This is a genomic window from Streptomyces sp. NPDC052225 (assembly GCF_040679615.1).
In the GTDB taxonomy this organism is placed as follows: domain Bacteria; phylum Actinomycetota; class Actinomycetes; order Streptomycetales; family Streptomycetaceae; genus Streptomyces.
In genome coordinates this window covers 61,058-86,766 of sequence record NZ_JBFAVD010000021.1, presented here as the reverse complement: position 1 = coordinate 86,766, position 25,709 = coordinate 61,058, and the positions used below count along the sequence as shown (strand labels likewise).

Below are 25,709 nucleotides of genomic sequence, written 5' to 3'. Positions count from 1 at the left end.
TTTTTGCTGCGCCGCACGCGAGGCCTACCGACTCAGTGCCCGGCGCTGGGGCGGCCGCTTCACGGCGGAGGCCGGCCGTCAGGGCTCAGGTCAGGCGGGTTACCGCTGCCGCCACCCGCTCGTCCGTTGCTGTCAGGGCCACGCGGACGAACTGGTTGCCCGCCTCGCCGTAGAAGTCGCCCGGGGCCACCAGGATGCCGAGGTCCGCGAGGTGGGCGACGGTGTCCCAGCAGGACTCGTCGCGGGTCGCCCACAGGTACAGGCTCGCCTCGCTGTGCTCGATGCGGAAGCCGTGCCGCACGAGAGCCGCACGCAGCTGCTCGCGGCGGGCCGCGTACCGCTCGCGCTGCTCCTGTACGTGGGCGTCGTCGCCGAGCGCGGCGACGACCGCCGCCTGCGTCGGGGCCGACGTCATCATGCCGCCGTGCTTGCGGATCTGGAGCAGCGGGTCGAGAACCGCCGGGTCGCCCGCGATGAACGCGGCGCGGTACCCGGCCAGGTTCGAGCGCTTGGACAGCGAGTGGACGGCGACCAGACCCTCGTACGAACCGCCGTTGACGTCCGGGTGCAGGACCGAGACCGGGTCGGCCTCCCAGCCCAGCTCCAGGTAGCACTCGTCCGAGAAGATCAGGATGTTGTGCGAACGCGCCCACGCGACGATGCGGGTCAGGTCCTCCTGGGACAGGACCTTGCCGGTGGGGTTCGACGGGGAGTTCAGCCAGAGGAGCTTGATGCCCTCCGGGTCCAGGTCCGTGGGGTCGTCGTACGTGACGTACTCGGCGCGGGCCAGGCGCGCGCCGACCTCGTACGTCGGGTACGCGAGCCGCGGGTAGGCGACCTTGTCGCCCGGGCCGAGGCCCAGCTGCGTCGGGAGCCAGGCGACCAGTTCCTTGGAGCCGACCACGGGCAGGACGTTGCGGTGCGTGAAGTCGCGGGCGCCGAGGCGGCGTTCGCACCAGGAGACCAGGGCGTCGCGCAGTTCCGGGGTGCCCCACACCGTCGGGTAGCCCGGCGAGTCCGCGGCGTCGATCAGCGCCTTCTGGATCAGCTCGGGCACCGGGTCGACGGGCGTGCCGACGGAGAGGTCGACGATGCCGTCCGGGTGCGCCGCGGCCGTCTTCTTGTACGGCTCCAGCTTGTCCCAGGGGAAGGCCGGGATGCGGTCGATGGGGGCTGGGACTGCGGACACCTGACGGCTCACTTTCCTCGTGGTGGACAAATGCCTCGGTCCCGTACGGCAGTTGAAGCCGTACGGGACCGGGGCAGCGCCTGTGCGTACCGCTACTGCAGGATTACTGGTTCTGCGGCGGCAGCGCGGCGATGAACGGGTGGTCCTTCTCGATCAGGCCCATCTTCGAGGCACCACCGGGCGAACCGAGCTCGTCGAAGAACTCGACGTTCGCCTTGTAGTAGTCCTTCCACTCCTCCGGAGTGTCGTCCTCGTAGAAGATCGCCTCGACCGGGCAGACCGGCTCACAGGCACCACAGTCGACGCATTCGTCCGGGTGGATGTACAAGGACCGGGAGCCCTCGTAGATGCAGTCGACCGGGCACTCCTCGATGCACGCCTTGTCCTTGACGTCGACACAAGGCTGCGCGATGACGTAGGTCACGCTGTCGTTCCTCCTCGATAGGGCGCTGGCGGGCCTCCACAGGCTCCGCCGCCTGGCGCGCGGGAGCGCGGCGTCGTCGATGCCCGCCCCTAGTATCTCCGTTCCTGGGCATGATCCGAACAGGAGGGGTGGACCGAGCTGTGGAATTCACTGCGGGCGGACGGCTCGAGGTCCGTATCACCGGCGCTGACGTGGGAAAACGTGTCTCCGTGCGACGGGTGAGTGAAGAGGGGCCCGCGGGTCGGAAGTTCACCGACACGGTCGGAGTTCTCACATCGTGGAACGACGGTGTGCTGCTCATCACACGACGGAACGGCGAGCGCGTCGCGATCGACGCGTCGTCGCTGGTCGCCGGGAAGGTCGTGCCGGCCGAGCCGGCACGGCGCCGGGGGCCCTCGGCGACGTACCCGGAACTCGCGCGGATCGCCTCGCGGGCCTGGCAGCCCGTCGAGCGCGAGCTGCTCGGGGAGTGGGAGCTGCGGGCGGCCTCCGGGTTCACGCGCAGGGCCAACTCGCTGCTGCCCGTGGGCGACCCGGGCCTGCCGCTCGACGACGCGCTGCGTTACGTGGAGCAGTGGTACGGGGACCGGGGGCTGCCCGCGTACGCGCAGACGGCGACCGGGGCGCAGGGGACGCAGGAAGTGCTCTGCGCGGAGCTGGAGGCGCGCGGGTGGGCGCGGGAGGTCAGTGCCGAGCTGCGGATCGCGGCGCTCGCGCCGATCGGGGACGCGGCGGACGACCCCGGGGTGGTGCTCAGCCGGGAGCCCGGGGAGGCGTGGCTCGGGCGGTACCAGCGCAAGGGTGCGGACGAGGTCGCGCTGAAGGTGCTGTGCGCCGGTCCCTCGGTGTGGTTCGCGACCGCGCCCGGCGCGGGCGATGTGCCCGCGGCGATCGGGCGGTGCGTGGTCGACGGGCGGTGGGCCGGATTCGCCGCCGTCGAGGTGGACCCGGCGCAGCGGCGCAGCGGGCTCGCGACGCGGGTCATGACGGCGCTCGCGCGACGGGCCCTCGACGAGGGCGCGTCGGCGGCCTGGCTCCAGGTCGAGGCCGAGAACGACGGGGCGCGCGCGCTGTACGACCGGATGGGTTTCGCCACACACCACACGTATCACCACTACCGTGCTCCGGAACGCCGCTGCGGCTGACCCGCTATCGATCGGTCTGAGAGGGCACGACCCACGTATGTCCCCCCACCTTTCCCCCCGTTCCGCGGAACTTCGCCGTCGGTTCGCCGAACTGGCGCGGGCCGAGCGGCCCGATCTGGCACAGCTGTGCCTGCTGCTCGCGGCGCAGGCGGACGGCGCGCTCGACGAGGCAGGCATGGACGCCGTGGAGATCGAACTGGACGAGCTGGCCGGGCGGCTGCCGTTCCGTCCCGGCGGGCCGCGGTCCTGGGCCACCGCGCTGAGCGAGCTGCTCGGCGCGCGGCTCGGCTTCCACGGGACGCCCGGCGACTACCAGCGTCTGGAGTCGTCGCTGCTGCACGAGGTCGTACGGCGGCGGCGCGGGCTGCCGATCCTGCTCTCGGTGGTGTGGATGGAGGTCGCGCGGCGGGCCGGGGCGCCGGTCTACGGGGTCGCGCTGCCGGGTCACTTCGTCGTCGGCTTTGGGCCTCCGGAGGAGCAGGTGCTCGCCGATCCGTTCGCCGGGGGCCGGGTGCTCAGCGGGCCCGACACGGAGCTGCTCGTGGCCGGGGCGACGGGGGCGCCGCTGGACCCGTCGATGCTCACGCCCGCCGACCCGCTGGAGGTCGTGCTGCGGATCCTGAACAACGTACGGGCGTGGGCGGCGACGCGGCCCGAGCGGTCCGATGTGTCGCTGTGGGCCGTGGAGTTGTCGCTGCTGCTGCCGTCGCATCCGGCGCGGTTGCGCTATGAGCGGGCCCAGCTGTTGGTTCAGCGGGGGGATTTCGTGACGGGGGCCGTGGAGTTGGAGGCGTACGCGGAGGTGGTCGAGGCGGTTGACGCCGCCGCGGCTGAGCAGGTGCGCGGGCAGGCTGTTGCGGCTCGGGCCAGGTTGAACTGACGCCCAGTCACAGAAAGGCCGCGGACGCGTCTGCTCGGTGCACGAGCAGACGCGTCCGCGGCTTGTCGTGGGTTGCTCGCGCCGTTCCCCGCGCCCCTGGCGGGGCGCTCTACAGCCAGCCCTTCTCTCGCGCTCGGGTGACCGCCTCCGCCCGATTGCGGACCGCCAGTTTCTGGATCGCGACGGAGAGGTAGTTGCGGACCGTGCCCTGGGAGAGGTTCAGGGCGTGGGCCAGTTCGGCGTTGGTGCGGCCGTCCGCCGCCGCGCGCAGCACCTCGCGCTCGCGGTCCGTGAGGGGGTTCGCCCCCTCGGCCAGCGCCGCCGCCGCGAGGGTCGGGTCGATGACGCGCTCCCCCGCGAGGACCTTGCGGACGGCGTCCGCGAGCTGCGCCGCCGGGGCGTCCTTGACGAGGAACGCGGCCGCGCCCGCCTCCATGGCGCTGCGCAGATAGCCGGGCCGGCCGAACGTGGTGAGCACGACGACCTTCAAATCCGGGAGTTCGGCGCGCAGTTGGGCCGCCGCCTCGATGCCCGTACAGCCCGGCATCTCGATGTCGAGGAGCGCCACGTCCACCGCGTGCGCGCGGGCCGCCGCGAGGACCTCGTCGCCGCGCGCGGCCTGGGCGACGACCTCGATGTCCGGCTCCAGGCCGAGCAGCGCCGCGAGCGCCTCGCGCACCATCGACTGGTCCTCGGCGAGCAGCACCCTGATCGTCGTGTTCTCCGGGCTCATGCGGCGGATCCTACGGATCCTGCCGGGACCCGGGCCACCAGGTGGAAGCCGCGGCCGCGCGCGGCGCCGGTCTCCAGGGTGCCGCCGACCTCGGCGAGGCGTTCGGCGAGGCCGGTCAGGCCGTTGCCCGCGGAGGTGCCGGCGGGGCCGCGGCCGTCGTCCTCGACGGTCAGCTCGACGAGCGGCCCGCCGAGGGTCTCGCGGCGGGTGACGTCCACGACGCAGTGCCGTGCGCGGCTGTGCCGTACGACGTTGGTGACGGCCTCGCGCAGCGTCCAGGCGAGCGCCGCCTCCTGCGCCTCGGGCAGCACGGGGGTCTCGGCGGGCACCTCCGCGGCGATGCCGGCGGCCGTCAACGCGGCCTGGGCGCCCGCGAGTTCGGTGGCCAGGCGGGGCCGTCGGTAGCCGGTGACGGCCTCGCGCACGTCGACCAGGGCCTGCCGGCTGACCTTCTCGATGTCGGCGACCTGATCCGCGGCCTTGTCCGGGTGGCCGGGCAGCATCCGCCCGGCGAGTTCGCTCTTGAGGGTGATCAGCGAGAGGGAGTGGCCGAGCAGATCGTGCAGGTCGCGGGCGAGGCGCAGCCGTTCCTCGCTCGCGGCGAGCTGGGCGACACGCGCCCGCGCCTCACGCAGCTCCCTGGTCGTGCGCACCAGTTGCCGTACGCCGGTCATCGAGAAGCCGCCGAGCAGCGCGGGGAAGACGAGGTCGAGGTCGGGGCCCGCGCCGAGCCCGAGCGCGATGGCGACCATCACGGCGGTCGACGCGAGGATCATGGCCCGCGCCTGCCGTATCGGCAGGACCGCGCCGCAGGACACGGCGACGTACACGAACAGGACCAGCCACGGCTCGCCCAGCGTGAGGGACAGGGCCGTGGCGAGGGCGGGCAGGGCCGCGAGGATCACGTACACGACGGTGCGGGCCAGCGGTGTGCTGGTGTGCCGGAAGACGAGGACCACGTACGTGAGCGTGAAGACGGCGAGGCCGGTCCAGCCCCAGAAGGTGCCCGCGGGGGTGTGGGCGCCGTCGAGGAGGTCGTCGACGGGGGCGCCGAGGAAGATCAGCCACATGCCGATCCACAGCAGCTTCACCACGAACTCGCGGCGGCTCTCCGGCGCCCGGCCGATCCCCACGTCCCCCACGTCCTGTCGCGTCCCGCTCACGCCTTCAACGTGTCCTTCCGGTACAGCCAGGCCGCGCCGCCCGCGAAGAGCAGGAAGTACGCGACGATCAGCGCGACGTCCTTGGCGTGCGGGGCGTTGCCCAGCTCGATGGCCTGGCCTAGGGCAGCGTACGCGTGCGTGGGCAGCCACTTGGCGACGTTCTGGAGCCAGCCGGGGAAGGACGTGGTCGGCATCCACAGGCCGCCGAGGATCGACAGGCCGAAGTAGACGATCATCGTGATGGGGCGGACGGCGTCGCCGGACGCGACGTAGCCGATGGCGACACCGAGGGCGGCGAAGCAGAGGCTGCCGGCCCAGATCGCGCCGGTCAGCGCGAGCCACTGCCAGGCGTCGAACCGTACGTCCTTGAAGAGCGCGGCCACGACGAAGACGACGACGATCGAGGGCAGGGAGACCACCGCGGCGCTCGCCGTCTTGGCGAGGACGTAGCCGCGCCCCGGCAGCGTGGTGAGCCTCAACTGCCGTACCCAGCCGCTCTCCCGCTCCTTCGCGATGCGCTCGCTGTTGCCCATCAGGACGGCGGTGAGCGCGCCGAAGGAGGCCATGGAGACCATCATGAACGCGGCGAGGTTCAGGCCGCCGGTGCCCGTGACGATGTCCGAGGTCGTGGACTGACCCGCGATCAGGAGGAACAGGACCGACGGGTAGATCACGGAGAAGAACAGGAACTTCTTGTTGCGCAGGGCGCGCACGAGTTCCAGCCTGATCAGGCTGTACATGCCGTTCATGCCATTCATCGGACCTTGGCCTCCTCGGCTTCGGTGATCGCCACGAACGCCTGCTCAAGGCCGAGTCCGGCGACTTCGAGGTTGCGGGGGTAGACGCCGAGCGCGTACAGCGCGTGCACGGTCGCGTCGGCGTCGGTGGACTGGATGCGGACGGTCTGGCCGCTGATGTCGACGGCGGTGAGGAACGGCAGCGCCCTGACGGCGGCGGCGTCGATCTCGCCCTCCAGGTCGAAGGAGACCTTGCGGGCGCCCGCCTTCGCCTTGATCTCGGCCGCGGTGCCGTCGGCGAGGAGCCGGCCGCGGTGCAGCACGAGGACGCGGTCGGCGATCGCGTCCGCCTCCTCCAGGTAGTGCGTGGCGAAGAGGACCGTACGGCCCTGGTCGGCCTGCTCGCGCATGGTCGCCCAGAACGCCTGGCGCGCGGTGACGTCCATGCCCGTGGTCGGCTCGTCGAGGACGATCAGATCGCTGTCGCCCGCGGTGGCGAGGGCGAAGCGGACGCGCTGCTCCTGGCCGCCGGAGAGCTTGTTGACCTTGCGGTCGGCGATCTGGGTGATGCCGGCGCGGGCCAGCACGTCGCCGGGCTTGTACGGCTTGGGGTGCAGGGCGCAGGCGAGCTGGACGAGTTCGCGCACGGTCACCTCGTCCATCAGGCCGCCGCTCTGGAGCATGGCGCCGACGCGGCCCGCGACGATGGCGTCCCGCGGGCTCGTGCCGAAGACGGTGACGTCACCGGTGTCGGCCGGGCGCAGGCCGAGCAGCAGGTCGAGGGTGGTGGACTTGCCCGCGCCGTTGGGGCCGAGGAGGGCGACGGTCTCGCCCGGGTGCAGGTCGAGGCTGAGGCCGTCGACCGCCTTCACGGTGCCGTAGGTCTTCGTCACCCCGGTGAAGGTGACCGCTGCGGTGGTGTTCATGACGTCATCGTCGCCGGTGGGCGGCGGTGCGCGGCAGTGTCACGCGTCGCGGGTCCCGCATGACGGATGTCATGCGGGACCTGCGGGGAAGCCCTGAGGGACGGGCTCTAGCCGGGGTTCGTCTCGATCGTGGCGACGCGCTCGGCCGGCGTCTTGCCGAGCAGTGCCTTGGCCATCGCCTGGGCGACGTCCGTGGGCTGCACCGGGGTCTTCTTGCCGGTGCCGCGCGTGATCAGGACGCCGTCGAAGGTGTTGCCGTAGAGCGCCTTGAGGGCCTGAAGGTCGTACGTCTCGACGAGCTTGCCGTCGACCGCCTTCATCCCGAGGATCTTGGGCAGCGACTTGTCCGGGCCGAACTGGATGGACGCGGTCGGGCCCGCCTTGATCGTGATCAGACCGGACATCGCGGGCTCGGCGAACTGCTTCATCTTCCGGTCGACCTCGGCGTTCGAGACCGTGGGCTCGCGCGTCGTGGTGGCCACCCGGACCGGCGTGGTCGCGCCCGTCTCGACCTGTGCCCTGTACGCCTCCGCGACCGCGGCCGTCGACTTGTCGACGTCGATGCCCTTGCCGGTCTTGCCGTAGACGGGGACGGCCTTGCCCGGGACGAACTTGATCGTGCCGTCACCGGAGGCCGCGGCGCCGCCGGCCGCCCGCTCCAGGGCGGCGGCGAGCTTCTCCTCGTCGACGGGCATGACCGGCTCGACGACCCGTTCGTTGCCGAACAGCGAGCCGATCACGGAGACCGGGTTGTAGTCGCTGCCCGCGGCGGCGGACACGGTGGCGGCGCTGTCCAGGGACAGGCCCGCCTGGTCCGGCTTGAGGGCGACCGTCTCGCCGTCGACCTGGAGCTTGAGGGCCTGCTCGGTGCGCTTGTGCAGGGCGTCGTCCAGCTTGGCGGCCGCCTCGTCGCGGGTGCCGCCGCCGATGTCGACGCCGAGGACGGTGGTGCCCTTCGGCACGTCCGAGTGGTTCATCAGGAGGCCCGCGCCGTACGCGACGCCGGCCACGCCGACGACGCCCGCGCCGAGCAGGACCAGCTTGCTGCGGCCCTTCTTCTTCTTCGCGGGGGCCGCGGCCGGTGCGGTCTGCACCGGGTCCGGCAGCTTCGGCGGGGTGTGCGGCGAGGGGGCGGTGCCGGGCCCCGCGGGGGAGAACGGCGAACCGGGGCCGTGGCCCTGCCCTGCCTGCGGGACGACGGGGATGCCGCTGGTGAGCGTGTCCCCCGAGACGTTGCCCCCCGCGGCGCCGTGGTCCGGGGCCGGCTTCTGCGGGGTCAGGATCGCGGTGTCGTCGCTCATCCGGGGCGGGGTCTGCGCGCCGCCGACCAGCGGGTTGGGCGCGCTCGGCGGCACCATCGGGCCGTCGCCGGTGGCGGGCCCCGTCGTGGGACCTGCCGGACCGTTCGGCCCGCCGGGACGCGGGGCGCCGGCGTCCGCGCCGCCGGAGAAGTAGGGGAGGTCGCCGCCCTGGCCGTCGGGGCGCTGGGCGCGCGGGGCCGGGCCGCCGAGCGGGCCCGCGGCCAGCGCGCCGGTCACGTCGAAGCCGCCGGAGGAGCCACCGGCGGGACCGCCCGAAGTGCCGGACGGGGAGCCTCCGTTGGGGCTGCCGTTCGGACCGGGCGGCGGGGTCATGGGACCGCGCGCACCGGGGCCACCGGGCGTCGGAGCGCCGGGGGTCGGGCCGCCGGTGTTCGGGCCGCCGGTGGAGGCCGCGGCACCCGCCCCGTTGGCGGCGGCGCCGCCGCGCGGGCTCGGGGACGACGGCTTGCGCGGGGCGAACCAGTCGCTGGTCTTCTCCTCGCGGACCGGCTTGGCCTCGGGCTCGTCGGCGACGGAGGCCGCGGCGGGGCCGGGTCCGGTCTCCGTCGCGCCGTCCGCGTAGGCGGACAGGGCCGAGGCACGCCCGGCCGACGGAGCCGACTGAGCGGACTGGGCCGCCTGAGCGGACTGCGGGGTCTGCGCGCCGTTGTCGGCCGCGCCCTCGGACTTGCCGTCGACGTCGCTCATCGGCGTACGCATCACGACTGGCGGGATCGGCCGGGACCCGGGGATGTTGATCCGGATCCGCGTCGTCAGCGTGGTCTCGGTCTTGGGTGCGTCCGGGGCGCTCTGCTCGCCCGCGGGCCCCTGGCCAAGCGGGTCGGCATCGCCGGACGTCGGGCCCTGCGCGGACGTTCCGTACGGAGGCGTCCCCGACGGGTAGGCGGCAGCGCCGCGCCCCTGGGGCCCGGAGGACGAACTGTCAGTTTCACGACTCAAAGCAGGTTCTCCCGGTTGGCTCCGCCGCCCGTCTCGACCTCGCGCGGGCTGCTCGGCGGCGCGCACCACCATACTGGCCGCCGCCGGAAGTCACTGTGTGACGGATGGTGAATCCCGTGCGGAGGACCAGGGGTGCTGGTAATAAGTGCGACGTCACTTCCCAAGTCGGGCGGCGGACGCGGGTGGTTGCCGCGGAAGTCCAAGGGTGGCGCACATCACAGCCACGGTCATCCCTCCGAGGAGGAAGACGTACGAGCCGAGGCCGGCGCCGAACAGGAAGTCGCCCTCGGGCCGGCTCGCGGTCAGCAGGACGACCGCGACGACCCAGCCCGCGGCGGGTGCGAGGGCCCCGGATCTGCCGCGGGTCAGCCGGGCGCCGCCGTGGAAGAGGCCGGCCGCGCCGAGCAGCGCCAGGAGCAAACCGCCCGGGAACCAGCCCCCTTGGACGAGTGCGCCCGCGGCCCCCGCACCGGCGCCGAGCACGAAGAGGACGAGGAGGACGCCGGCCCGTCCTGCCGAGAAGCCGCTCATGCTGAAGGGCAGGTCGACCTGCTGGACCGGGGTCGCGCCGCCCTTGCCGGAGGCCGCCGCGGCCCGCCCGTTGCCACCGCTGCTCATCACGCGCGCGCTCCCTCGGTGCCGTCGAGGCCCTCGATGCCCTCGAACAGGTCCTTCTCGTACGCCGATCCGGGCTCGCCCCGCACCAACTCGTAGTACTCGGTGTCGAACAGCGGCTGTGCCAGCGCGTTCGACAGCGCGAAGACCCTGAAACCCTCCGGCCCGTCGGCGACGTCGACCTGAGTGGCGTGCGCGGCCATCGCGGCGGCCTTCCGCGCGGCGTACGCGCGGCCGTCGATCTCCGCGGTGACGCGCTCGTCGTCGACGACGCCCGGTACGTCACCGACGACCGCGGCGACGCCGAAGGGTGTGGTGTCGAGCACGTCCGCGAGGCGGCGGAAGCGCTCCTCGACGACCGTGCGCGGCACGCGGTTCCAGTAGATCTTGGAGATCGTGTGCGGCTCTCCGAGGTCGCGGCGGAAGGCGGTCTCGGCGGCGAGGTCGGCGGCACGCATCGCGACGCGGTGCGCCTGGATGTGGTCGGGGTGGCCGTAGCCGCCGTCCGGGTCGTACGTGACCAGGACCTGCGGGCGGATCTCGCGGATGACGGCGACGAGGTGGGCGGCGGCCTCGTCGAGATCGGCGGACCAGAAGGCGCCGGGCCGCCCGTTCTGCTCGACGCCCATCATTCCGGAGTCGCGGTAGCGGCCCGGGCCGCCGAGGAAGCGGTGGTCGGTGACACCGAGTTCCTCCATGGCGGCGGCCAACTCGCCGATCCGGTGCGGTCCGAGAAGGTTCTCCCGGTCCGGCGCGAGATGGGCGAGTTCATCCGGAATGACCTCGCCCTCTTCGCCGAGGGTGCAGGTCACGAGCGTGACGTGGACGCCGTCGGCCGCGTACCTGGCCATGGTGGCGCCGTTGTTGATCGACTCGTCGTCGGGGTGCGCGTGCACGAGGAGCAGACGCCGGTCGGGCAGTTCCGTCATGCCCCCAGCCTAGAACCCTCTCGGCGAGCGGCTACCGCTAGAACTTGATGTCGCCGATCATGCCGGCGACGTTCGTCGTCAGCTCCGTGATCGTGGGGGCGACGGAGGAGCTCGCCAGATAGAAGCCGAGGAGCACGCAGACGATCGCGTGCCCCGCCTTCAGGCCGGACTTCTTGATCAGGATGAAGACGATGATCGCGAACAGCACCACGGCCGAGATCGAAAGTGCCACAGCGGTCCTCCTCCAAAGTGATCAGGGGCCGGTCGAGGTCACCCCCGACCGACTCATACCCACGCAGCGCTACGAATCATAACTATCCGTCGCCACGCATGAGTCACGCACCGGGAGCACGGATGCGGCGGGGAGCGCGCGGGGGCGCATGCCCCTTTGACGTCCTAGTCTTCTGGGATGACCTCCGAGACGTACTCCTTCCCCCGTCGGCACGCGCGGACGCAGCGCTTCTCGTTGGGGGCGCCGCGGGCGTTCACCGTGGCGCCCGACGGGGAGCGGGTCGTGTTTCTGCGGTCGAGCTCGGGGACCGACCGGGCCAACGCGCTGTGGGTGCTCGACGTGACGAGCGGTCAGGAACGCGTCGCAGCCGACCCGGTGGCGCTCCTCGGCGGCGCGGCGGAGCGCCTCTCGGCGCAGGAGCGGGCGCGGCGCGAGCGCAGCCGGGAGGGCGGCGCGGGCATCGTGGGCTACGCGACCGACGCCGCGGCCGAGCTGGCGGCGTTCGCCCTGTCGGGGCGGCTGTTCACGGCCGAGCTGCGGGCCGGTACCGCGCGTGAACTCCCCGCCCACGGGCCGGTGTTGGACCCCCGCCCCTCCCCCGACGGCCGGCACATCGCGTACGTCGCGCAGGGCGCCCTGCGGGTCGTCGGCGCGGAGGGCGACGGTGACCGGGTGCTCGCGTCGCCGGAGTCGGAGACGGTGACGTACGGGCTCGCGGAGTTCATCGCGGCCGAGGAGATGTCCCGCTCGCGCGGCTACTGGTGGTCGCCCGGCTCGGACCGGCTGCTCGTGGCCCGCGCCGACGACGCGGACGTGAACCGCTGGTGGATCGCCGACCCGGCGCACCCGGACCGGGAGCCCGCGCACACCGCCTATCCGGCGGCGGGCACGCCCAACGCCGAGGTGCGGCTGTTCGCGTACGCCCTCGACGGCAGCCGCACCGAGATCAACTGGAACCGGTCCGCGTACCCGTACCTGGCCCGCGTGCACTGGTCTGCGGACGGCGCCCCGCTGATCCTCGTCCAGGCCCGCGACCAGCTCAGCGCGCTGTACCTGGCGGTCGACCCGGACGACGGCTCGACGCGGATGGTGCACGCCGACGAGGACGACCAGTGGCTGGAGCTGCTGCCCGGCGTGCCGTGCTGGTCGCCGAGCGGACAGCTCGTGCGGATCGCCGACGAGGGCGGCGCGCGGGTCCTCGCGGTGGGCGAACGCCCGCTGACCGGACCGCAGTTGCATGTCCGGGCGGTGCTCGACGTGGGCGCGGGCGACGTCCTCGTGTCGGCGTCGGCGGGCGCGGACGCCGAGTCGCCGGAGACCGGTGAGGTGCACGTGTACCGCGTCAACGAACTGGGCGTGCAGCGTCTGACCACCGAGCCCGGCGTGCACTCGGCCGTCCGCTCCGGCGACGTCACGGTCCTCGTCTCGGCGACGCTCGACTCCCCCGGCGCCCGGGTGCGCGTGGAACGCGACGGCAAGCACGTCGCCGAGATCGTCTCGCACGCCGAGGACCCGCGGCTCACCCCGCGTGTGACCCTCACCGAGGCGGACGGCATCCCGTGCGCCGTCCTGCTGCCGACGTCGTACGAGGAGGGGGACGGCCCGCTGCCGGTCCTGATGGACCCCTACGGCGGCCCGCACGGCCAGCGTGTGGTCGCGGCGCACCACGCGTATCTGACCTCGCAGTGGTTCGCCGACCAGGGCTTCGCGGTGATCGTCGCCGACGGCCGGGGTACCCCCGGCATCTCCCCCGGCCGCGAGAAGGCGGTCCGCGGCGACTTCACCCTCACCCTCGACGACCAGGTCGCGGCGCTGCACGCGCTCGCCGACCGGTTCCCGCTCGACCTCTCCAAAGTGGCGATGCGCGGCTGGAGTTACGGCGGTTACCTCTCCGCGCTGGCCGTGCTGCGCCGCCCCGACGTCTTCCACGCGGGCATCGCGGGCGCCCCGGTGACGGACTGGCGGCTGTACGACACGCACTACACGGAGCGGTACCTGGGTGATCCGGCGGCGTCCCCGGAAACGTACGCGAAGAGCTCCCTGGTGACGGACGACGGTCTGTCGGAGGCGGCCGGGCAGCACCGGCCGATGCTCATCGTGCACGGCCTCGCCGACGACAACGTGGTCGTGGCGCACGCGCTGCGGCTCAGCTCCGCGCTGCTCGCCGACGGCCGGCCGCACGAGGTGCTTCCGCTGTCCGGGGTCACGCACATGACGCCGCAGGAGCAGGTCGCCGAGAACCTGCTGCTGCTCCAGGTCGACTTCCTGAAGCGGTCGTTGAGGCTCGACTGAGACGGCGACCGGGCCGGAGCGACATGGCGCGCTCCGACCCGGTCCACGGCACCCGCACGGCCGTACACCGCACACCTTGGTCCGTTCGTATATCGGCGCCGCTTCCGCCGAGTTGCCTGCGTGTAAAGACGGTCACTCCGTCGGGACGACCTGCTTCTCCTCGGCGAAGTGGCAGGCCGACGGGTGCTTGGCCGGGCTGTCGCCGATGCGGAACACGGCGGGCACGGCCAGCTCGGGCACCTCGTCCTCGCAGCGCTGCTGCGCCTTCCAGCAGCGGGTGCGGAAGCGGCAGCCGGAGGGCGGGTTGGCGGGCGAGGGCACGTCGCCGGTGAGGATGATCCGCTCCCGGTGCTCGCGCGCCTGCGGGTCGGGGACGGGGACGGCGGAGAGCAGCGCCTGCGTGTAGGGGTGCGTCGGATGCTCGTAGATCTCGGCGTCGGAGCCGATCTCGACGATGCGCCCGAGGTACATGACGCCGACCCGGTCGGAGATGTGCCGCACGATGGACAGGTCGTGCGCAATGAAGACGTACGACAGGTCGAACTCGTCCTGGAGGCGCTCCAGGAGGTTGACCACCTGCGCCTGCACCGACACGTCGAGCGCGGAGACCGGCTCGTCGGCGACGATGATCTCGGGGCGCAGCGCCAACCCCCGTGCGATACCGATGCGTTGGCGCTGGCCGCCGGAGAACTGGTGCGGGTAGCGGTTGATGTACTCGGGGTTGAGGCCGACCACGTCGAGGAGTTCCTGGACCCGCTTCCTGCGGTCGCCCTTCGGCGCGACCTCGGGATGGATCTCGTACGGCTCGCCGATGATGTCGCCGACCGTCATCCGGGGGTTCAGGGACGTGTAGGGGTCCTGGAACACCATCTGGATGTTGCGGCGCACGGCCTTGAGGGCGCGGCCGGAGAGCGTGGTGATGTCCTCGCCCTTGTACTTGATCTGGCCCGCCGTGGGGCGCTCCAGGTTGACCAGCATCTTGGCGACGGTCGACTTGCCGCAGCCGGACTCGCCGACGATGCCGAGCGTCTCGCCCTGTCCGAGGTCGAAGTCCACGCCGTCGACGGCCTTGACCGCGCCGACCTGCTTCTTGATGACGACGCCCCGGGTGAGCGGGTAGTGCTTTACCAACCCCCGTACTTCCAGGAGGGGTTCGTGCCCGGAGGCCGAGCCGTTCTTCGCGTACGAGGACTCGGCCTGCGCCTTGTGGAGGAGGTGCTCGGCGATCTCGCCCTCACGCTTCAGGTCGTCCTTGCTGACGTGTTCACTGTGCGGCATCGAGCGTCTCCTTCCAGAAGTGGCAGGCACTGCGGCGCTCTTCGGAGACCTTCGCGAGCGGCGGGACGTCGGTGCGGCACACGTCCTGGGCCATCGGGCAGCGCGGGTTGAAGGCGCAGCCGGGCGGGATGTTCATGAGGTTGGGCGGCAGACCCTTGATGGCGAACAGCTCCTGGCCCTTCTGGTCCAGGCGCGGGATCGACTCCAACAGGCCCTTGGTGTACGGGTGGGCGGGCGCCTTGTAGATCTCGTGGACCGGCGCCTGCTCGACGATGCGCCCCGCGTACATGACCGCGATCTTGTCGGCGACGTCGGCGACGACGCCCAGGTCGTGCGTGATGAGGATGAGGCCCATGTTGAGCTCGCGCTGCAACTCCGCGAGCAGGTCCATGACCTGGGCCTGGACGGTGACGTCGAGGGCGGTGGTCGGCTCGTCGGCGATGATCAGGTCGGGTTCGAGCGCGAGCGCCATCGCGATCATGATGCGCTGGCGCATACCGCCGGAGAACTGGTGCGGGTACTGGCCGACCCGTTCCTTCGCGGCGGGGATGCGCACCCGGTCCATCAGCTCGATGGCCTTCGCCTTCCCCTCCTTCCGCGACGTCCCCTTGTGGACGACGAACAGTTCGCCGATCTGTTCACCGACCGAGAGGACGGGGTTGAGGGAGGACAGCGCGTCCTGGAAGATCATCGCCATCTCGGCGCCGCGGACCTTCCTGCGCTCCTCCTCCTTCAGCTTCAGCAGGTCCCGGCCCTTGAAGAGGATCTCGCCGCCGGCGATCTTCCCGGGCGGGACGTCGAGGATGCCCATGACGGCCTGGGCGGTGACGGACTTGCCGGACCCGGACTCGCCGAGCACGGCGAGGGTCTCGCCCTCGTCGACCGTGTAGTTGACGCCGTTGACGGCTTTGGCGACACCCTCCCGGGTGCGGAACTCGACGTGCAGATCGCGTACTTCGAGCAGCGGCATGGTCGGCTACCTCAGCTTGGGGTCGAGGGCGTCGCGCACCGCGTCGCCGAGCATGATGAACGCGAGCACCGTGATCGCCAGCGCACCGGCCGGCCACAGCAGCATGTGCGGGGCGTTGCGGATGTACGCCGAGGCCGCCGAGATGTCGATGCCCCAGCTGACCGCCGGCGGCTTCAGACCGACACCCAGGTACGAGAGCGTCGCCTCGAGCGCGATGTACGTACCGAGCGCGATGGTGCCGACGACGATGACCGGCGCGACCGCGTTCGGCGTGATGTGCCGCAGCAGCATCCGCGAGTTGGAGGCGCCCAGCGCGCGGGCCGCCTGCACGTAGTCGTTCTGTTTGGCCGTGATGACCGAGCCGCGCGCGATGCGGGAGATCTGGGGCCAGCCGAGCAGCACCATGAAGCCGATGACGGGCCAGACGGTGTTGCTGGTGACGACCGACAGGAGCACCAGACCGCCGAGGACGACGGGGATGGCGAAGAAGATGTCGGTGATACGGGAGAGGATCGCGTCCCACACCCCGCCGAAGAAGCCCGCGAGTCCGCCGAGGACGGAGCCGAGGAGCGAGACGCCGACCGTGGCGCAGACGCCGACGGTGATCGAGTTGCGGGCGCCGTACACGGTGCGCGTGTAGACGTCGCAGCCCTGGCCGTCGAAGCCGAAGGGGTGGCCGGGCTGGGAGCCCTGCTGTGCCTTGGCCAGGTCGCAGGAGAGCGGGTTGCCGGAGGCGATCAGCTGCGGCCAGATCGAGATGAGCACCAGGAAGGCGATGATCAGGCCCGAGATGATGAAGATCGGGTTGCGGCGCAGGTCCCGCCAGGCGTCGGACCACAGGCTGCGCGGCTTGTCCGAGGGGCCCGTGCCGGACGGGCCGCCGGTCCCGCCCTCCAGGGCCGTGCCCTCGCTGGTGGCGAGGTCCATCGCGCCGCCCATGCCGGTCGCGGCGATGGCTCCGTCCTCGGGCGCCCGTCCGCCGCCGGACCAGGACGAGGGCTGTGGCTGCTCGGGTTCAGGCATAGCGGATCCTCGGGTCGAGTACGGCGTACAGGAGGTCGACGATCAGGTTCACCGCCAGGAACACCAGGACGAGGATGGTCACGAAGCCGACCACGGTCTGGGTGTTCTGGCGGAGGATGCCCTGGTAGAGCTGGTAGCCGACGCCGTGGATGTTGAAGATGCGCTCGGTGACGATGGCGCCGCCCATCAGGGCGCCGACGTCGGCGCCGATGAAGGTGACCACCGGGATCAGGGAGTTGCGCAGCAGGTGCCGGGTGATGACGCGGCGCCGGGGCAGGCCCTTGGCGATGGCGGTGCGGACGTAGTCGGCACGCTTGTTCTCGGCGATCGAGGTGCGGGTCAGCCGGGTCACGTACGCCAGGGAGACCGAGGCGAGCACCAGGCCCGGCACGATCAGTTCGCTGAACGGCGCCTCGGTGGACACGGCCGGGTTGATCCAGCCCAGTTGGACACCGAGCAGCAGCTGGAGCAGCAGACCGGTGACGAACGTCGGCACGGAGATCACGACGAGCGTCAGGAGCAGCACCGTGCTGTCGATGGGGCGGCCGCGCTTGAGGCCGGTGATGACACCGAGCGTGATGCCCACGACGATCTCGAACAGGATGGCCACGATGGTCAGCCGGATGGTGACCGGGAACGCGCTCGACATCAGCTCGGTGACCTTCTGCCCGTTGAACGCGGTGCCGAAGTCGCCGGTGAAGACGTTCCCCATGTACGTGAGGTATTGCTGCCAGACGGGCTTGTCGAGGCCGTACTCGGTCTTGAGCTGGGCCTCCGTCGCGGGGTCGCAGGCCCGGTCGCCGCACAGGCCCGCGATGGGGTCGCCCATGACGTTGACCATCAGGAAGATCAGCAGCGTCGCCCCGATGAACACGGGGATCATCTGGAGCAGCCGCCGGATCACATAACGTCCCATGAGGGCTCCGGTTCGGGGTCGGGCCGTGGGAGCGGCAGCGTCAACTGCCGCTCCCCGGGCGTCAGTTGACCTTGATCTCGTTGTAGACCGGAACGCTGAACGGGTTCAGCGAGACGTTGGAGACCTTGTCCGAGTAGCCGGCGCTGCCGTTCTGGTACCAGAGCGGGATGGCGGCCATGTTGTCCCGGACGACCTCCTGGGCCTGCTGGAACGTCTTGACCGCGGTGGCCTGGTCGGCCTCGCCGTTCGCCTTGTCGACGAGCGAGTCGAACTCATTGTTGGACCAGTGCCCGTCGTTGGACGAGGCGTTGGTGTAGTACAGCGGCTGGAGGAAGTTCTGGATGAGCGGGTAGTCCATCTGCCAGCCGGCGCGGAACGGGCCCGTCATCTTCTTGTCGGTGATCTTGTTGCGGAAGTCCGCGAACGTACCGGTGGGCGAGCCGACGCAGGCCTTGTCGTTGTCCAGGGCGTTGTTGATGGAGTTGCAGACCGCGTCCACCCACTCCTTGTGGCTGCCGGTGTCGGCGTTGTACCCGATGGTGACCTGCCCGTTCGGCAGCCCACCGCCCTCCGCGACCAGCTTCTTGGCCTCGGCCGGGTTGTAGTCGCAGTACTTGCCGCACAGCCCTTCCTTGTAGCCGCCGTCCTCGCCGAGCACGGGCGAGGTCCAGTCGGTGGCGGGCGTGCGGGTCTTGGCGAAGATCGTCTCGGTGATCTGCTTGCGGTTGATCGCCATGGACAGGCCCTGGCGGACCTTGTCGCTGTTCGCCTTGTTCCAGTCGTCGTCGTAGAACGGGAAGGCGAGCGTCTGGATGATGCCGGCCGGGGTGTTGATGTAGCGGCCGTTGAGGTCGCTCTCCACGTTCTTGAGCTGCGAGGCGGGGACGTCGTCGACGAGGTCGAGGTTGCCCGCCGTCAGGTCGGTGTAGGCGGTGTTGTTGTCGGTGTAGACCTTCAGGTCCACGCCGCCGTTCTGCGCCTTGTCGTCGCCCGGGTACTTGTCCCACTTGCGCAGGGACATCTGGGAGCCCTTTTGGTACGAGTCCACGGTGTACGGGCCGTTGCCGACCGGCTTGCTGACCCAGGCGTCGTGGTCGTCGAAGAACGCCTTCGGCAGCGGCGCGAAGGCCGCGTAGCCGAGGGTGTCGGGCCAGGTGGAGAACTTCTGGTTGAGCTTGACCGTGAAGGTGTTGTCGCCGGTGACCTTCAGGCCGGAGAGGGTGTCGGCCGACTGGCTGCCGGAGTCCGGGTGCACCTTGTCGTAGCCCTCGATGTACCCGAAGAAGTACGCGTTCTTCTGGTTGTTCTTCAGGCTCGCGCCGTAGTTCCAGGCGTCCACGAAGGACTTCGCGGTGACCTTCTCGCCGTTGGAGAAGGTCCAGCCGTCCTTGACCGTGATCGTGTAGTTCATCTGGTCGGAGGTGTCGATCTTCTCCGCCAGCATGTCCTCGGCGGCACCCGTCTTCGGGTTGTACCGCTTCAGGCCGCGGAAGATCATGTCGAGGACCTTGCCGCCCTGCACCTCGTTGGTGTTCGCGGGCTCGAGCGGGTTCTGCGGGTCACCCCACGAGGAGCGCACGACACCGGAGCCGTCACCACCACCGCCGCCGCCCCCGCTGTCACCGCCGCCTCCGCAGGCTGTCGCCGTCAGGGCTACGGCGGCCGCGGCCGCGGCCCACTTGGCGTGCGTGGCTCCACGCATGGAGTGCCTCCTCATTACCGACTCGTCGATCACGTGACACGTACGCCTAAATATCGACCCAAGCCGGGCATATCGCACTCCGGCATCGGCCTTACGGGAAATGCCTCGCGGCGGTCGCGTACGGCGCGCGATGATCGCCCGATGGTCGACCACGCCTTTGCCGACACCCGCCTCGCCCGCCTCTACGACGCCATGAACCCGTGGGCACCCTGCGACGACTTCTATCTCGGCCTGGTGCGCGGCGCCGGATCGGTGCTCGATGTGGGGTGCGGTACGGGGGCCCTGCTGATCCGGGCGCGGGAGGAGGGACACCCGGGGCGGCTGGTCGGACTCGACCCGGCGGCGGGGATGCTCGCCGTGGCGCGGGAGCGGGCGGCCTCCGGCGTCGAGTGGGTCGCGGGAACGCTGGCGTCGGCGCGGGTGACGGGCCCCTTCGACCTGGTCCTGATGAACGGGCACGCGTTCCAGGTCTGGGTCGACGACGACGAGATACGCCGGTCCCTCGCCGCGGTGCGGGAGCTGCTCGGGGCCGGGGGACGGTTCGCGTTCGAGACGCGGAACCCCGCGGTGCGGGCGTGGGAGTCGTGGGGCGCGTCCGAGGTCGCGGGCGTCCGGGTGGCACACGAGGTGGTGGGCGACTTCGACGGGCGGACCGTCACGTTCACGACGACGTTCGAGGCGCCGGGGTGGGCCGCGCCCGAGCTCAGCCGCAGTACGCTCCGCTTCTTGGCGCCGGGTGAGCTGGACGGGTTCCTGGGTGAGGCGGGGCTGGTGGTCGAATCCCGCTTCGGTGACTTTGCCGGTGCCCCTTTCGACGCGGCGACCAGTCCGGAGATCGTCAGCGTCTGCCGGGTGCGGTGAGATTCCGGCTGCGGCGTGCATGGGGGCTGGTCGCGCAGTTCCCCGCGCCCCTGAGATGCAGGCCCTTCGGGCCGCATCTCATCGGGGGAAGGCTGCGCGCAGCGCATGCCTTCCAGGGGCGCGGGGCTGTGTCATTAGCGGCTCCGCCGCGGGGCGCGACCAGCCCCCACGCACCCGCAGACAAAAAGACCGCGGCCCGGCGCCGGTGAACAAGTCACCAGGGCCGGGCCGCAGCCTCGTACAAGCCGAGCGTCAGGACTTGTCGTCCTCCAGCGCCGCAAGCGCCGGGTCAAGAACGATGTCCTCGGCACGCGCCTCGATCGACGGCTCCTCCGGGAAGTGGCAGGCAGTCAGATGCCCCGCCTTGGACCCGGAGATCTGCACCAGCGGCGGCTCCTCCGTGGCGCACTTGTCCTGCGCCTTCCAGCACCGGGTGCGGAAGCGGCAGCCGGACGGCGGAGCGATCGGCGAGGGCACGTCGCCCTCGAGGCGGATGCGCTCCTTCTTGTTCGCGTCGATGTCCGCGTCGGGCACGGCCGACATCAGCGCGTGCGTGTACGGGTGACGCGGCCGGTTGTACAGGGAGTCGCGGTCCGCGATCTCCATGACCTTGCCGAGGTACATCACCGCGACGCGCTGCGAGAAGTGCCGCACGATCGCCAGGTCGTGGGCGATGAAGACGAACGCGATGCCCATCTCCCGCTGGACCTTCTGGAGAAGGTTCACCACCTGGGCCTGGATGGAGACGTCGAGCGCCGAGACGGGCTCGTCCGCGACGATCAGCTTCGGCTCCAGGGCCACCGCGCGGGCGACACCGATGCGCTGGCGCTGACCGCCGGAGAACTCGTGCGGGAAGCGGTTGTAGTGCTCCGGGCTGAGGCCGACGATCTCCAGGAGTTCGCGGACCCGGTTCTCACGGCCCCCGGGCGGGTTGATGCCGTTGATCTCCATCGGGCCGGAGATGATCGAGCCGACCGTCTGCCGCGGGTTGAGCGACGCGTACGGGTCCTGGAAGATCATCTGGATCTCGGACCTGATGGGCGCCAGCTGCCGGCGGCTGGCCGTGCTGATGTCCTGGCCCTTGTACGTGATCGTGCCCTGCGTGGGCTCGTACAGACGGGTCAGGAGACGGCCCGTCGTCGACTTGCCGCAGCCGGACTCGCCGACCAGACCCAGGCTCTCGCCGGGGTACACGTCGAAGTCCACGCCGTCGACGGCCTTGACCGCGCCGACGGTGCGCCGGATCGGGAAGCCGCCCTTGATCGGGAAGTGCTTGTGCAGGTTACGCACCTGCATCAGCGGGGCGGTGTCGCCGCCGCGCTGCTCGGGGATCGCCGCGTCGGCGACCGCCGTGGTCGTGCTGTTGTTGTCGCTCATGGTCTGCCCCAGTCGCCGGTTTCAGCTCAGCCCAGCCGGGGCTGAATCGTGTCGATGAACACCTGCTGCTTCTGGTCCGCCGTCAGGTGGCAGGCGGAACCGCGCCCGGCCGGGAGCAGCGGACGCTCGCCCGAGCAGCGGCCGTCCGTCACCTTGTCGGTGAACGTGCAGCGCGGGTGGAACGGGCAGCCCGAAGGCGGGTTCAGCAGCGACGGCGGCGAGCCGGGGATCGGCAGGAGCGGCTCGTCGACGTCCGAGGACAGGCGCGGCATCGAGCTCAACAGGCCCCAGGTGTAAGGGTGCTGAGGCGACTTGAGCACCTCGCGGGTGCTGCCGCGCTCCACGGCACGGCCCGCGTACATCACGAGGATGTCGTCCGCCATGTTCGCGACCACACCCAGGTCGTGGGTGATCATGATGATCGCGGAGCCGAACTCCTGCTGGAGGTCCTTGAGCAGGTCGAGGATCTGCGCCTGCACCGTCACGTCGAGCGCGGTGGTCGGCTCGTCCGCGATCAGCAGCTCGGGGTTGCAGGCCAGCGACATGGCGATCATGGCTCGCTGGCGCATACCGCCGGAGAACTGGTGCGGGTAGTCGTCCACGCGCTGCTTGGGCTGCGGGATGCCGACCTTGCCCAGCATCTCGATGGCCCGGTCGCGGGCCTCCTTCTTGGAGGCACCGGTGTGCTTGCGGAAGGGCTCGGCGATCTGCCGGCCCACCGTGTAGTACGGCGACAGGGCGGTCAGCGAGTCCTGGAAGATCATCGCCATCTTGTTGCCGCGGAGCTTCTCCAGCTCATGCTCGGAGGCGGTGAGCAGCTCCTTGCCGTCGAGGACGATCTCGCCGTCGATGGTGGCGGTCGCCGGGTTGTGCAGGCCGAGCACGGTCAGGTTGGTGACCGACTTGCCGGAGCCCGACTCACCGACGATACCGAGCGTCTTGCCGCGCTCGAGGTCGAAGGAGAGCCCGTCCACCGCCTTGACGGCGCCGTCCTCGGTGGAGAACTGCACCCGCAGGTCGCGTACCGACAGGAACGCTTCGGAACCGGTCGGGGCCGGGGCGTCCTCGGTCTTGGTGAGTGTGGTCACGGGGTTCTCCTAGGACAGGCGCACGCGCGGGTCGATCACGGCGTACAGGGCGTCCACGACGATGTTGCAGATGATGATGAAGGCGGCGCTGATGATCATGACGCCCATGAGAACCGGCAGGTCCTTCAGGATGACCGAGTCACGCGCGAGGCGTCCGAACCCGGCCAGGCCGAAGGTGAGTTCGGTGACCATGCCACCACTGAGCAGGGCGCCGATGTCCATGCCGAGGATGGTGATGATCGGGATCACGGAGCCGCGCCACGCGTACCGGTAGAAGACGTAGCGGCTACTCATGCCCTTGGCCTTGGCAGCGCGTACATGTTCTTCCTGGAGCTGCTCGATCATCGAGGAGCGGGACATACGCGTGTAGTTGGCCGTGAAGATCGTCGCCATCACGATCCAGGGGATCAGCAGGCCCATGAACCAGCCGGCCGGATCCTCGGTGATGGGTACGTACTTGGGCTTGTCCAGCCATCCCGTGCTGTAGACGAAGATGCCGAGCACGATCGGGCCGAGGAAGTAGATCTGGAACGAGCTGAGCACCAGCGAGCCGCCGCTGAAGAGCTTGTCGAGCCAGGTGCCGCGGTAGCGGGCGGCCATGAGGCCGGCGCCGAGACCGACGAACAGGAAGACGATGAGGCCGCCGAAGGTGAGCGAGAGCGTCAGCGGGAGGCGGTCCATGATGGTGTCCCACACCATCTGGTTGTTGCGGAACGAGACGCCGAAGCACGGCGCGTCGCAATGTCCCACCCCGAAGTCACGTCCGACGAAGATGCCGGAGAGGTAGTGCCAGTACTGCACCGGCACCGGGTCGTTGAGCCCCAGGTTCTTGTGGATCACTTCGAGCGCGGCCTTGGTGCAGTTCTTGCCGCACGCGAGTGTCGCCGGGTCCTGTGGGATGGCGAAGTACATGAAGAACGTGAAGGCGCTGATCAGCAGGAGGATGAGTGCTGCGCCAGACGCCCGGCGTATGAGAAATCGAAGCATGGCAGGAAGCTGCTCTCAGGACGGCGGCGGTGGGAGGCCAGGAGGGGACCGGCGGTCCGGGGGTGAAGGCTCCGCCGCGCCTTCACCCCCGGGAACTGCCTTGAGCTGGTTACTTCTTCAGGTAGATCGTGGTCGGGTCGGTGTAGCTGACCACCTGGCCGTAGCGCAGGCCGCCCACGTTCGAACCGGCGATCTGGAACACCTTGGTGTAGTAGATCGGAGCAGCCGGGTTGATCTTCTCGGAGATGTACTTCGAGAGCTTCGCGTACTCAGAGGCGCGCTCGTCGGCGTCCGCGATCTTCTGGATGCGGGCGAGCTCCGAGTTCACGTGCTTGTCGTTGGTGTGCGAGTAGTTCGAGGCACCGTCCTGGATCTGCGCACCGTCGAAGGAGGGCGGGAAGACGGTGTTGCCGTCGGCCCAGTCCTGACCCCAACCGGTCATGTACAGGTCCATGCCGTTCTTGACCTTGCCCATCTGCTCGTACCAGGTGGCCTGGTCGACTTCCTTCTTCTGGATGTCGAGCCCGATCTTCTCAAGGTTGTTGATGATCAGGTTGGCCTGCGTGGTACGCACCGGGGTGTTGGCGTAGGCGTAGACGAGCTTCTTGCCCTCGGCGCCCGCCTCCTTGACGAGCTTCTTCGCCTTCTCGATGTCGCCGTTCGGCTTCTTGACGCGGTCGAACGGGTCGTACGTCTTGTCGTAGCCCGGGGTGGTGGGCGACATCAGCGACGTGGCCGCGTCACCGCCGTAGGCACCACCGTCGGCGCGGGCGGCCGCGGTGGCCGGGATCGCGAGGGCGATGGCGTCACGGAGCTTCTTGTCCTTGACGCGGTCCATGTTGAAGTTCAGCTGCCACACGTACGGGGCGTAGCCCTGGATCGTGCGCTTCATCACGGTCTTGTTGGACGTGATCTTCTGCAGCTGGGTGGCGTCGACCTGGCCGGTGAACATGATCGCGTTCTTGGCCTCGCCGCGGTCGGCCAGGATCGTCTTCGTCTGGTCGGCCTTGTCGTGGTTGAACTCGATGTTCCAGCCGTCGACGTAGGCGTGACGCAGCGGGTCGGTCTTCTCGTCCCAGTTCTCGTTGCGCGTCAGGGAGAGGGACTTGCCCGACTTGTACGAGGCGACCTTGTACGGACCGGTGGCGACGGGCGCCTGGTCGTACTTCTGCTTCGTGTCCGTCTTCTCGGGCACGACGGAGTAGGCGGCCATGGCGAGCGCCTGCGGCACGTCGGTGTGCGCCTCGAGGAAGTGGAAGACGATGGTCTTGTCGTCCGGCGTGTCCAGGACCGACTTCGGCAGGTGCTTGCCGCCGTACGGGCCCTTGTAGGCCTCGCGGTACTTGGTGCCCGCGCCCGACAGCCACTGCTGGATGTAGGTCGGACCGTCCGTCTCGAAGTCGGCGTACAGACGCTCGATCGAGTGGCGCATGTCGGCTGACGTGATGACGTGGCCGTTCTGGTCCTTGATCCCGTCCTTCAGCGTGAAGGTCCAGGTCTTGCCGCCGTCCGAGGACTTGCCCGGGTCGGTGGCGAGGTCGCCGACGACCGTCTGGTTGCCCTGGGCGTCCTCGGTGTACGTGGTCAGGCCACGGTAGAGGAGCTTGGCGAGCATGCCGGCGTCGGAGACGTAGATCTGCCCCGGGTCCAGGTGCGAGAAGTCCGCCTCCTGGTAGACCTGGACGGTGCCGCCCTTCTTGGCACCGGCGACCGGCTTGGCCGGGCCCACCGAGTCCTGGGCGGTGCCCATGGCGACGGGCTTGGCCTGCGCCTTGGCGTCCTCCTGGGACTTGCCGGCCGGCTTGTTGTCGCTCTTGCTGCCGCTGCTGCAGCCGGTCAGTGCGAGTGCGCCGACGGCTGCCGCGGCGACCGTTGCCTGCGCCGTGCGCGATCGAAGGATGCTCATGGAGTTGAGTCCACCTGCCTGTGAGTAGTGATCCTTTGGTGCTGCCTGGCGCATCCGGTTGGTCCCCCCGGTGCC

The 25,709-nt window shown here is 70.3% G+C and carries 23 protein-coding genes; 4 read left to right on the top strand and 19 right to left on the bottom strand.

The window, feature by feature from the left end:
- Nucleotides 1-85: 85 nt before the first annotated feature.
- Both AB0L37_RS27300 and fdxA read right to left on the bottom strand, forming a co-directional pair.
- Nucleotides 86-1,189: a bifunctional succinyldiaminopimelate transaminase/glutamate-prephenate aminotransferase gene (locus tag AB0L37_RS27300; protein ID WP_365510716.1), complete on the bottom strand. Its 1,104-nt coding sequence runs from the start codon at nucleotides 1,187-1,189 to the stop codon at nucleotides 86-88.
- A gap of 103 nt (nucleotides 1,190-1,292) precedes the next feature.
- Nucleotides 1,293-1,613: a ferredoxin gene (fdxA, locus tag AB0L37_RS27295; protein WP_111666449.1), complete on the bottom strand. Its 321-nt coding sequence runs from the start codon at nucleotides 1,611-1,613 to the stop codon at nucleotides 1,293-1,295.
- Nucleotides 1,614-1,753: 140 nt separating this feature from the next.
- Here fdxA and AB0L37_RS27290 point away from each other — a divergent pair, with 140 nt between their 5' ends.
- Nucleotides 1,754-2,758 (top strand): GNAT family N-acetyltransferase, encoded by a 1,005-nt coding sequence (locus AB0L37_RS27290; RefSeq protein WP_365510713.1) that lies wholly within the window; start codon nucleotides 1,754-1,756, stop codon nucleotides 2,756-2,758.
- A gap of 37 nt (nucleotides 2,759-2,795) precedes the next feature.
- Nucleotides 2,796-3,638, top strand: a complete 843-nt coding sequence (locus AB0L37_RS27285) for a transglutaminase-like domain-containing protein (protein WP_365510710.1) — start codon at nucleotides 2,796-2,798, stop codon at nucleotides 3,636-3,638.
- Nucleotides 3,639-3,747: 109 nt separating this feature from the next.
- Here AB0L37_RS27285 and AB0L37_RS27280 read toward each other — a convergent pair whose 3' ends face one another.
- The 8 genes from AB0L37_RS27280 to AB0L37_RS27245 form a co-directional block, all read right to left on the bottom strand.
- Complete coding sequence (locus tag AB0L37_RS27280; protein WP_365510707.1) at nucleotides 3,748-4,371, bottom strand: response regulator transcription factor; 624 nt, start codon at nucleotides 4,369-4,371, stop codon at nucleotides 3,748-3,750.
- On the bottom strand, nucleotides 4,368-5,534 hold the full coding sequence (locus AB0L37_RS27275; protein WP_365510704.1) for a sensor histidine kinase: 1,167 nt from the start codon (nucleotides 5,532-5,534) through the stop codon (nucleotides 4,368-4,370). Before AB0L37_RS27275 ends, AB0L37_RS27280 begins: the two co-directional genes overlap by 4 nt.
- On the bottom strand, nucleotides 5,531-6,274 hold the full coding sequence (locus AB0L37_RS27270) for an ABC transporter permease (protein WP_365510906.1): 744 nt from the start codon (nucleotides 6,272-6,274) through the stop codon (nucleotides 5,531-5,533). The genes AB0L37_RS27275 and AB0L37_RS27270 overlap by 4 nt, the downstream gene beginning before the upstream one ends.
- A 14-nt stretch (nucleotides 6,275-6,288) precedes the next feature.
- The gene (locus AB0L37_RS27265; RefSeq protein WP_365510701.1) at nucleotides 6,289-7,197 is read right to left on the bottom strand and encodes an ABC transporter ATP-binding protein; all 909 of its coding nucleotides are present in this window, start codon (nucleotides 7,195-7,197) and stop codon (nucleotides 6,289-6,291) included.
- Between the two features lie 107 nt (nucleotides 7,198-7,304).
- Nucleotides 7,305-9,458, bottom strand: a complete 2,154-nt coding sequence (locus AB0L37_RS27260) for a hypothetical protein (protein WP_365510698.1) — start codon at nucleotides 9,456-9,458, stop codon at nucleotides 7,305-7,307.
- A 153-nt stretch (nucleotides 9,459-9,611) separates the two neighbouring features.
- On the bottom strand, nucleotides 9,612-9,989 hold the full coding sequence (locus AB0L37_RS27255; RefSeq protein WP_365510904.1) for a DUF6113 family protein: 378 nt from the start codon (nucleotides 9,987-9,989) through the stop codon (nucleotides 9,612-9,614).
- Nucleotides 9,990-10,075: 86 nt separating this feature from the next.
- The gene (gene mshB / locus AB0L37_RS27250) at nucleotides 10,076-11,002 is read right to left on the bottom strand and encodes an N-acetyl-1-D-myo-inositol-2-amino-2-deoxy-alpha-D-glucopyranoside deacetylase (RefSeq protein WP_365510696.1); all 927 of its coding nucleotides are present in this window, start codon (nucleotides 11,000-11,002) and stop codon (nucleotides 10,076-10,078) included.
- Nucleotides 11,003-11,039: 37 nt separating this feature from the next.
- Nucleotides 11,040-11,234, bottom strand: a complete 195-nt coding sequence (locus tag AB0L37_RS27245; protein ID WP_365510693.1) for a hypothetical protein — start codon at nucleotides 11,232-11,234, stop codon at nucleotides 11,040-11,042.
- A gap of 177 nt (nucleotides 11,235-11,411) precedes the next feature.
- Here AB0L37_RS27245 and AB0L37_RS27240 point away from each other — a divergent pair, with 177 nt between their 5' ends.
- Nucleotides 11,412-13,526 carry a prolyl oligopeptidase family serine peptidase gene (locus tag AB0L37_RS27240; protein WP_365510690.1) on the top strand — a complete coding sequence of 705 codons (2,115 nt, stop codon included), beginning with the start codon at nucleotides 11,412-11,414 and terminating at the stop codon, nucleotides 13,524-13,526.
- Nucleotides 13,527-13,658: 132 nt separating this feature from the next.
- Here the strand turns inward: AB0L37_RS27240 and AB0L37_RS27235 are convergent, their stop codons facing one another.
- The 5 genes from AB0L37_RS27235 to AB0L37_RS27215 all read right to left on the bottom strand — a co-directional run bounded on the left by AB0L37_RS27235 (nucleotide 13,659) and on the right by AB0L37_RS27215 (nucleotide 19,415).
- On the bottom strand, nucleotides 13,659-14,804 hold the full coding sequence (locus tag AB0L37_RS27235; protein WP_365510687.1) for a dipeptide ABC transporter ATP-binding protein: 1,146 nt from the start codon (nucleotides 14,802-14,804) through the stop codon (nucleotides 13,659-13,661).
- Nucleotides 14,791-15,774, bottom strand: coding sequence for an ABC transporter ATP-binding protein (locus AB0L37_RS27230; RefSeq protein WP_365510685.1), 984 nt, complete (start codon nucleotides 15,772-15,774; stop codon nucleotides 14,791-14,793). Before AB0L37_RS27230 ends, AB0L37_RS27235 begins: the two co-directional genes overlap by 14 nt.
- A gap of 6 nt (nucleotides 15,775-15,780) precedes the next feature.
- On the bottom strand, nucleotides 15,781-16,797 hold the full coding sequence (locus tag AB0L37_RS27225; protein ID WP_365510682.1) for an ABC transporter permease: 1,017 nt from the start codon (nucleotides 16,795-16,797) through the stop codon (nucleotides 15,781-15,783).
- Nucleotides 16,790-17,713 (bottom strand): ABC transporter permease, encoded by a 924-nt coding sequence (locus AB0L37_RS27220; protein WP_365510679.1) that lies wholly within the window; start codon nucleotides 17,711-17,713, stop codon nucleotides 16,790-16,792. Before AB0L37_RS27220 ends, AB0L37_RS27225 begins: the two co-directional genes overlap by 8 nt.
- Before the next feature lie 61 nt (nucleotides 17,714-17,774).
- Nucleotides 17,775-19,415, bottom strand: a complete 1,641-nt coding sequence (locus AB0L37_RS27215) for an ABC transporter substrate-binding protein (protein ID WP_365510676.1) — start codon at nucleotides 19,413-19,415, stop codon at nucleotides 17,775-17,777.
- A gap of 141 nt (nucleotides 19,416-19,556) precedes the next feature.
- Here AB0L37_RS27215 and AB0L37_RS27210 point away from each other — a divergent pair, with 141 nt between their 5' ends.
- Nucleotides 19,557-20,276 (top strand): methyltransferase domain-containing protein, encoded by a 720-nt coding sequence (locus AB0L37_RS27210; protein WP_365510674.1) that lies wholly within the window; start codon nucleotides 19,557-19,559, stop codon nucleotides 20,274-20,276.
- Between the two features lie 252 nt (nucleotides 20,277-20,528).
- Here the strand turns inward: AB0L37_RS27210 and AB0L37_RS27205 are convergent, their stop codons facing one another.
- The 4 genes from AB0L37_RS27205 to AB0L37_RS27190 all read right to left on the bottom strand — a co-directional run bounded on the left by AB0L37_RS27205 (nucleotide 20,529) and on the right by AB0L37_RS27190 (nucleotide 25,634).
- Complete coding sequence (locus AB0L37_RS27205; protein ID WP_365510671.1) at nucleotides 20,529-21,653, bottom strand: dipeptide ABC transporter ATP-binding protein; 1,125 nt, start codon at nucleotides 21,651-21,653, stop codon at nucleotides 20,529-20,531.
- A gap of 26 nt (nucleotides 21,654-21,679) precedes the next feature.
- Nucleotides 21,680-22,741 carry an ABC transporter ATP-binding protein gene (locus AB0L37_RS27200; RefSeq protein ID WP_365510668.1) on the bottom strand — a complete coding sequence of 354 codons (1,062 nt, stop codon included), beginning with the start codon at nucleotides 22,739-22,741 and terminating at the stop codon, nucleotides 21,680-21,682.
- Between the two features lie 9 nt (nucleotides 22,742-22,750).
- Complete coding sequence (locus tag AB0L37_RS27195) at nucleotides 22,751-23,728, bottom strand: ABC transporter permease (RefSeq protein WP_365510665.1); 978 nt, start codon at nucleotides 23,726-23,728, stop codon at nucleotides 22,751-22,753.
- Nucleotides 23,729-23,837: 109 nt separating this feature from the next.
- Nucleotides 23,838-25,634, bottom strand: a complete 1,797-nt coding sequence (locus AB0L37_RS27190; RefSeq protein WP_365510662.1) for an ABC transporter substrate-binding protein — start codon at nucleotides 25,632-25,634, stop codon at nucleotides 23,838-23,840.
- Between the last annotated feature and the right edge of the window lie 75 nt (nucleotides 25,635-25,709).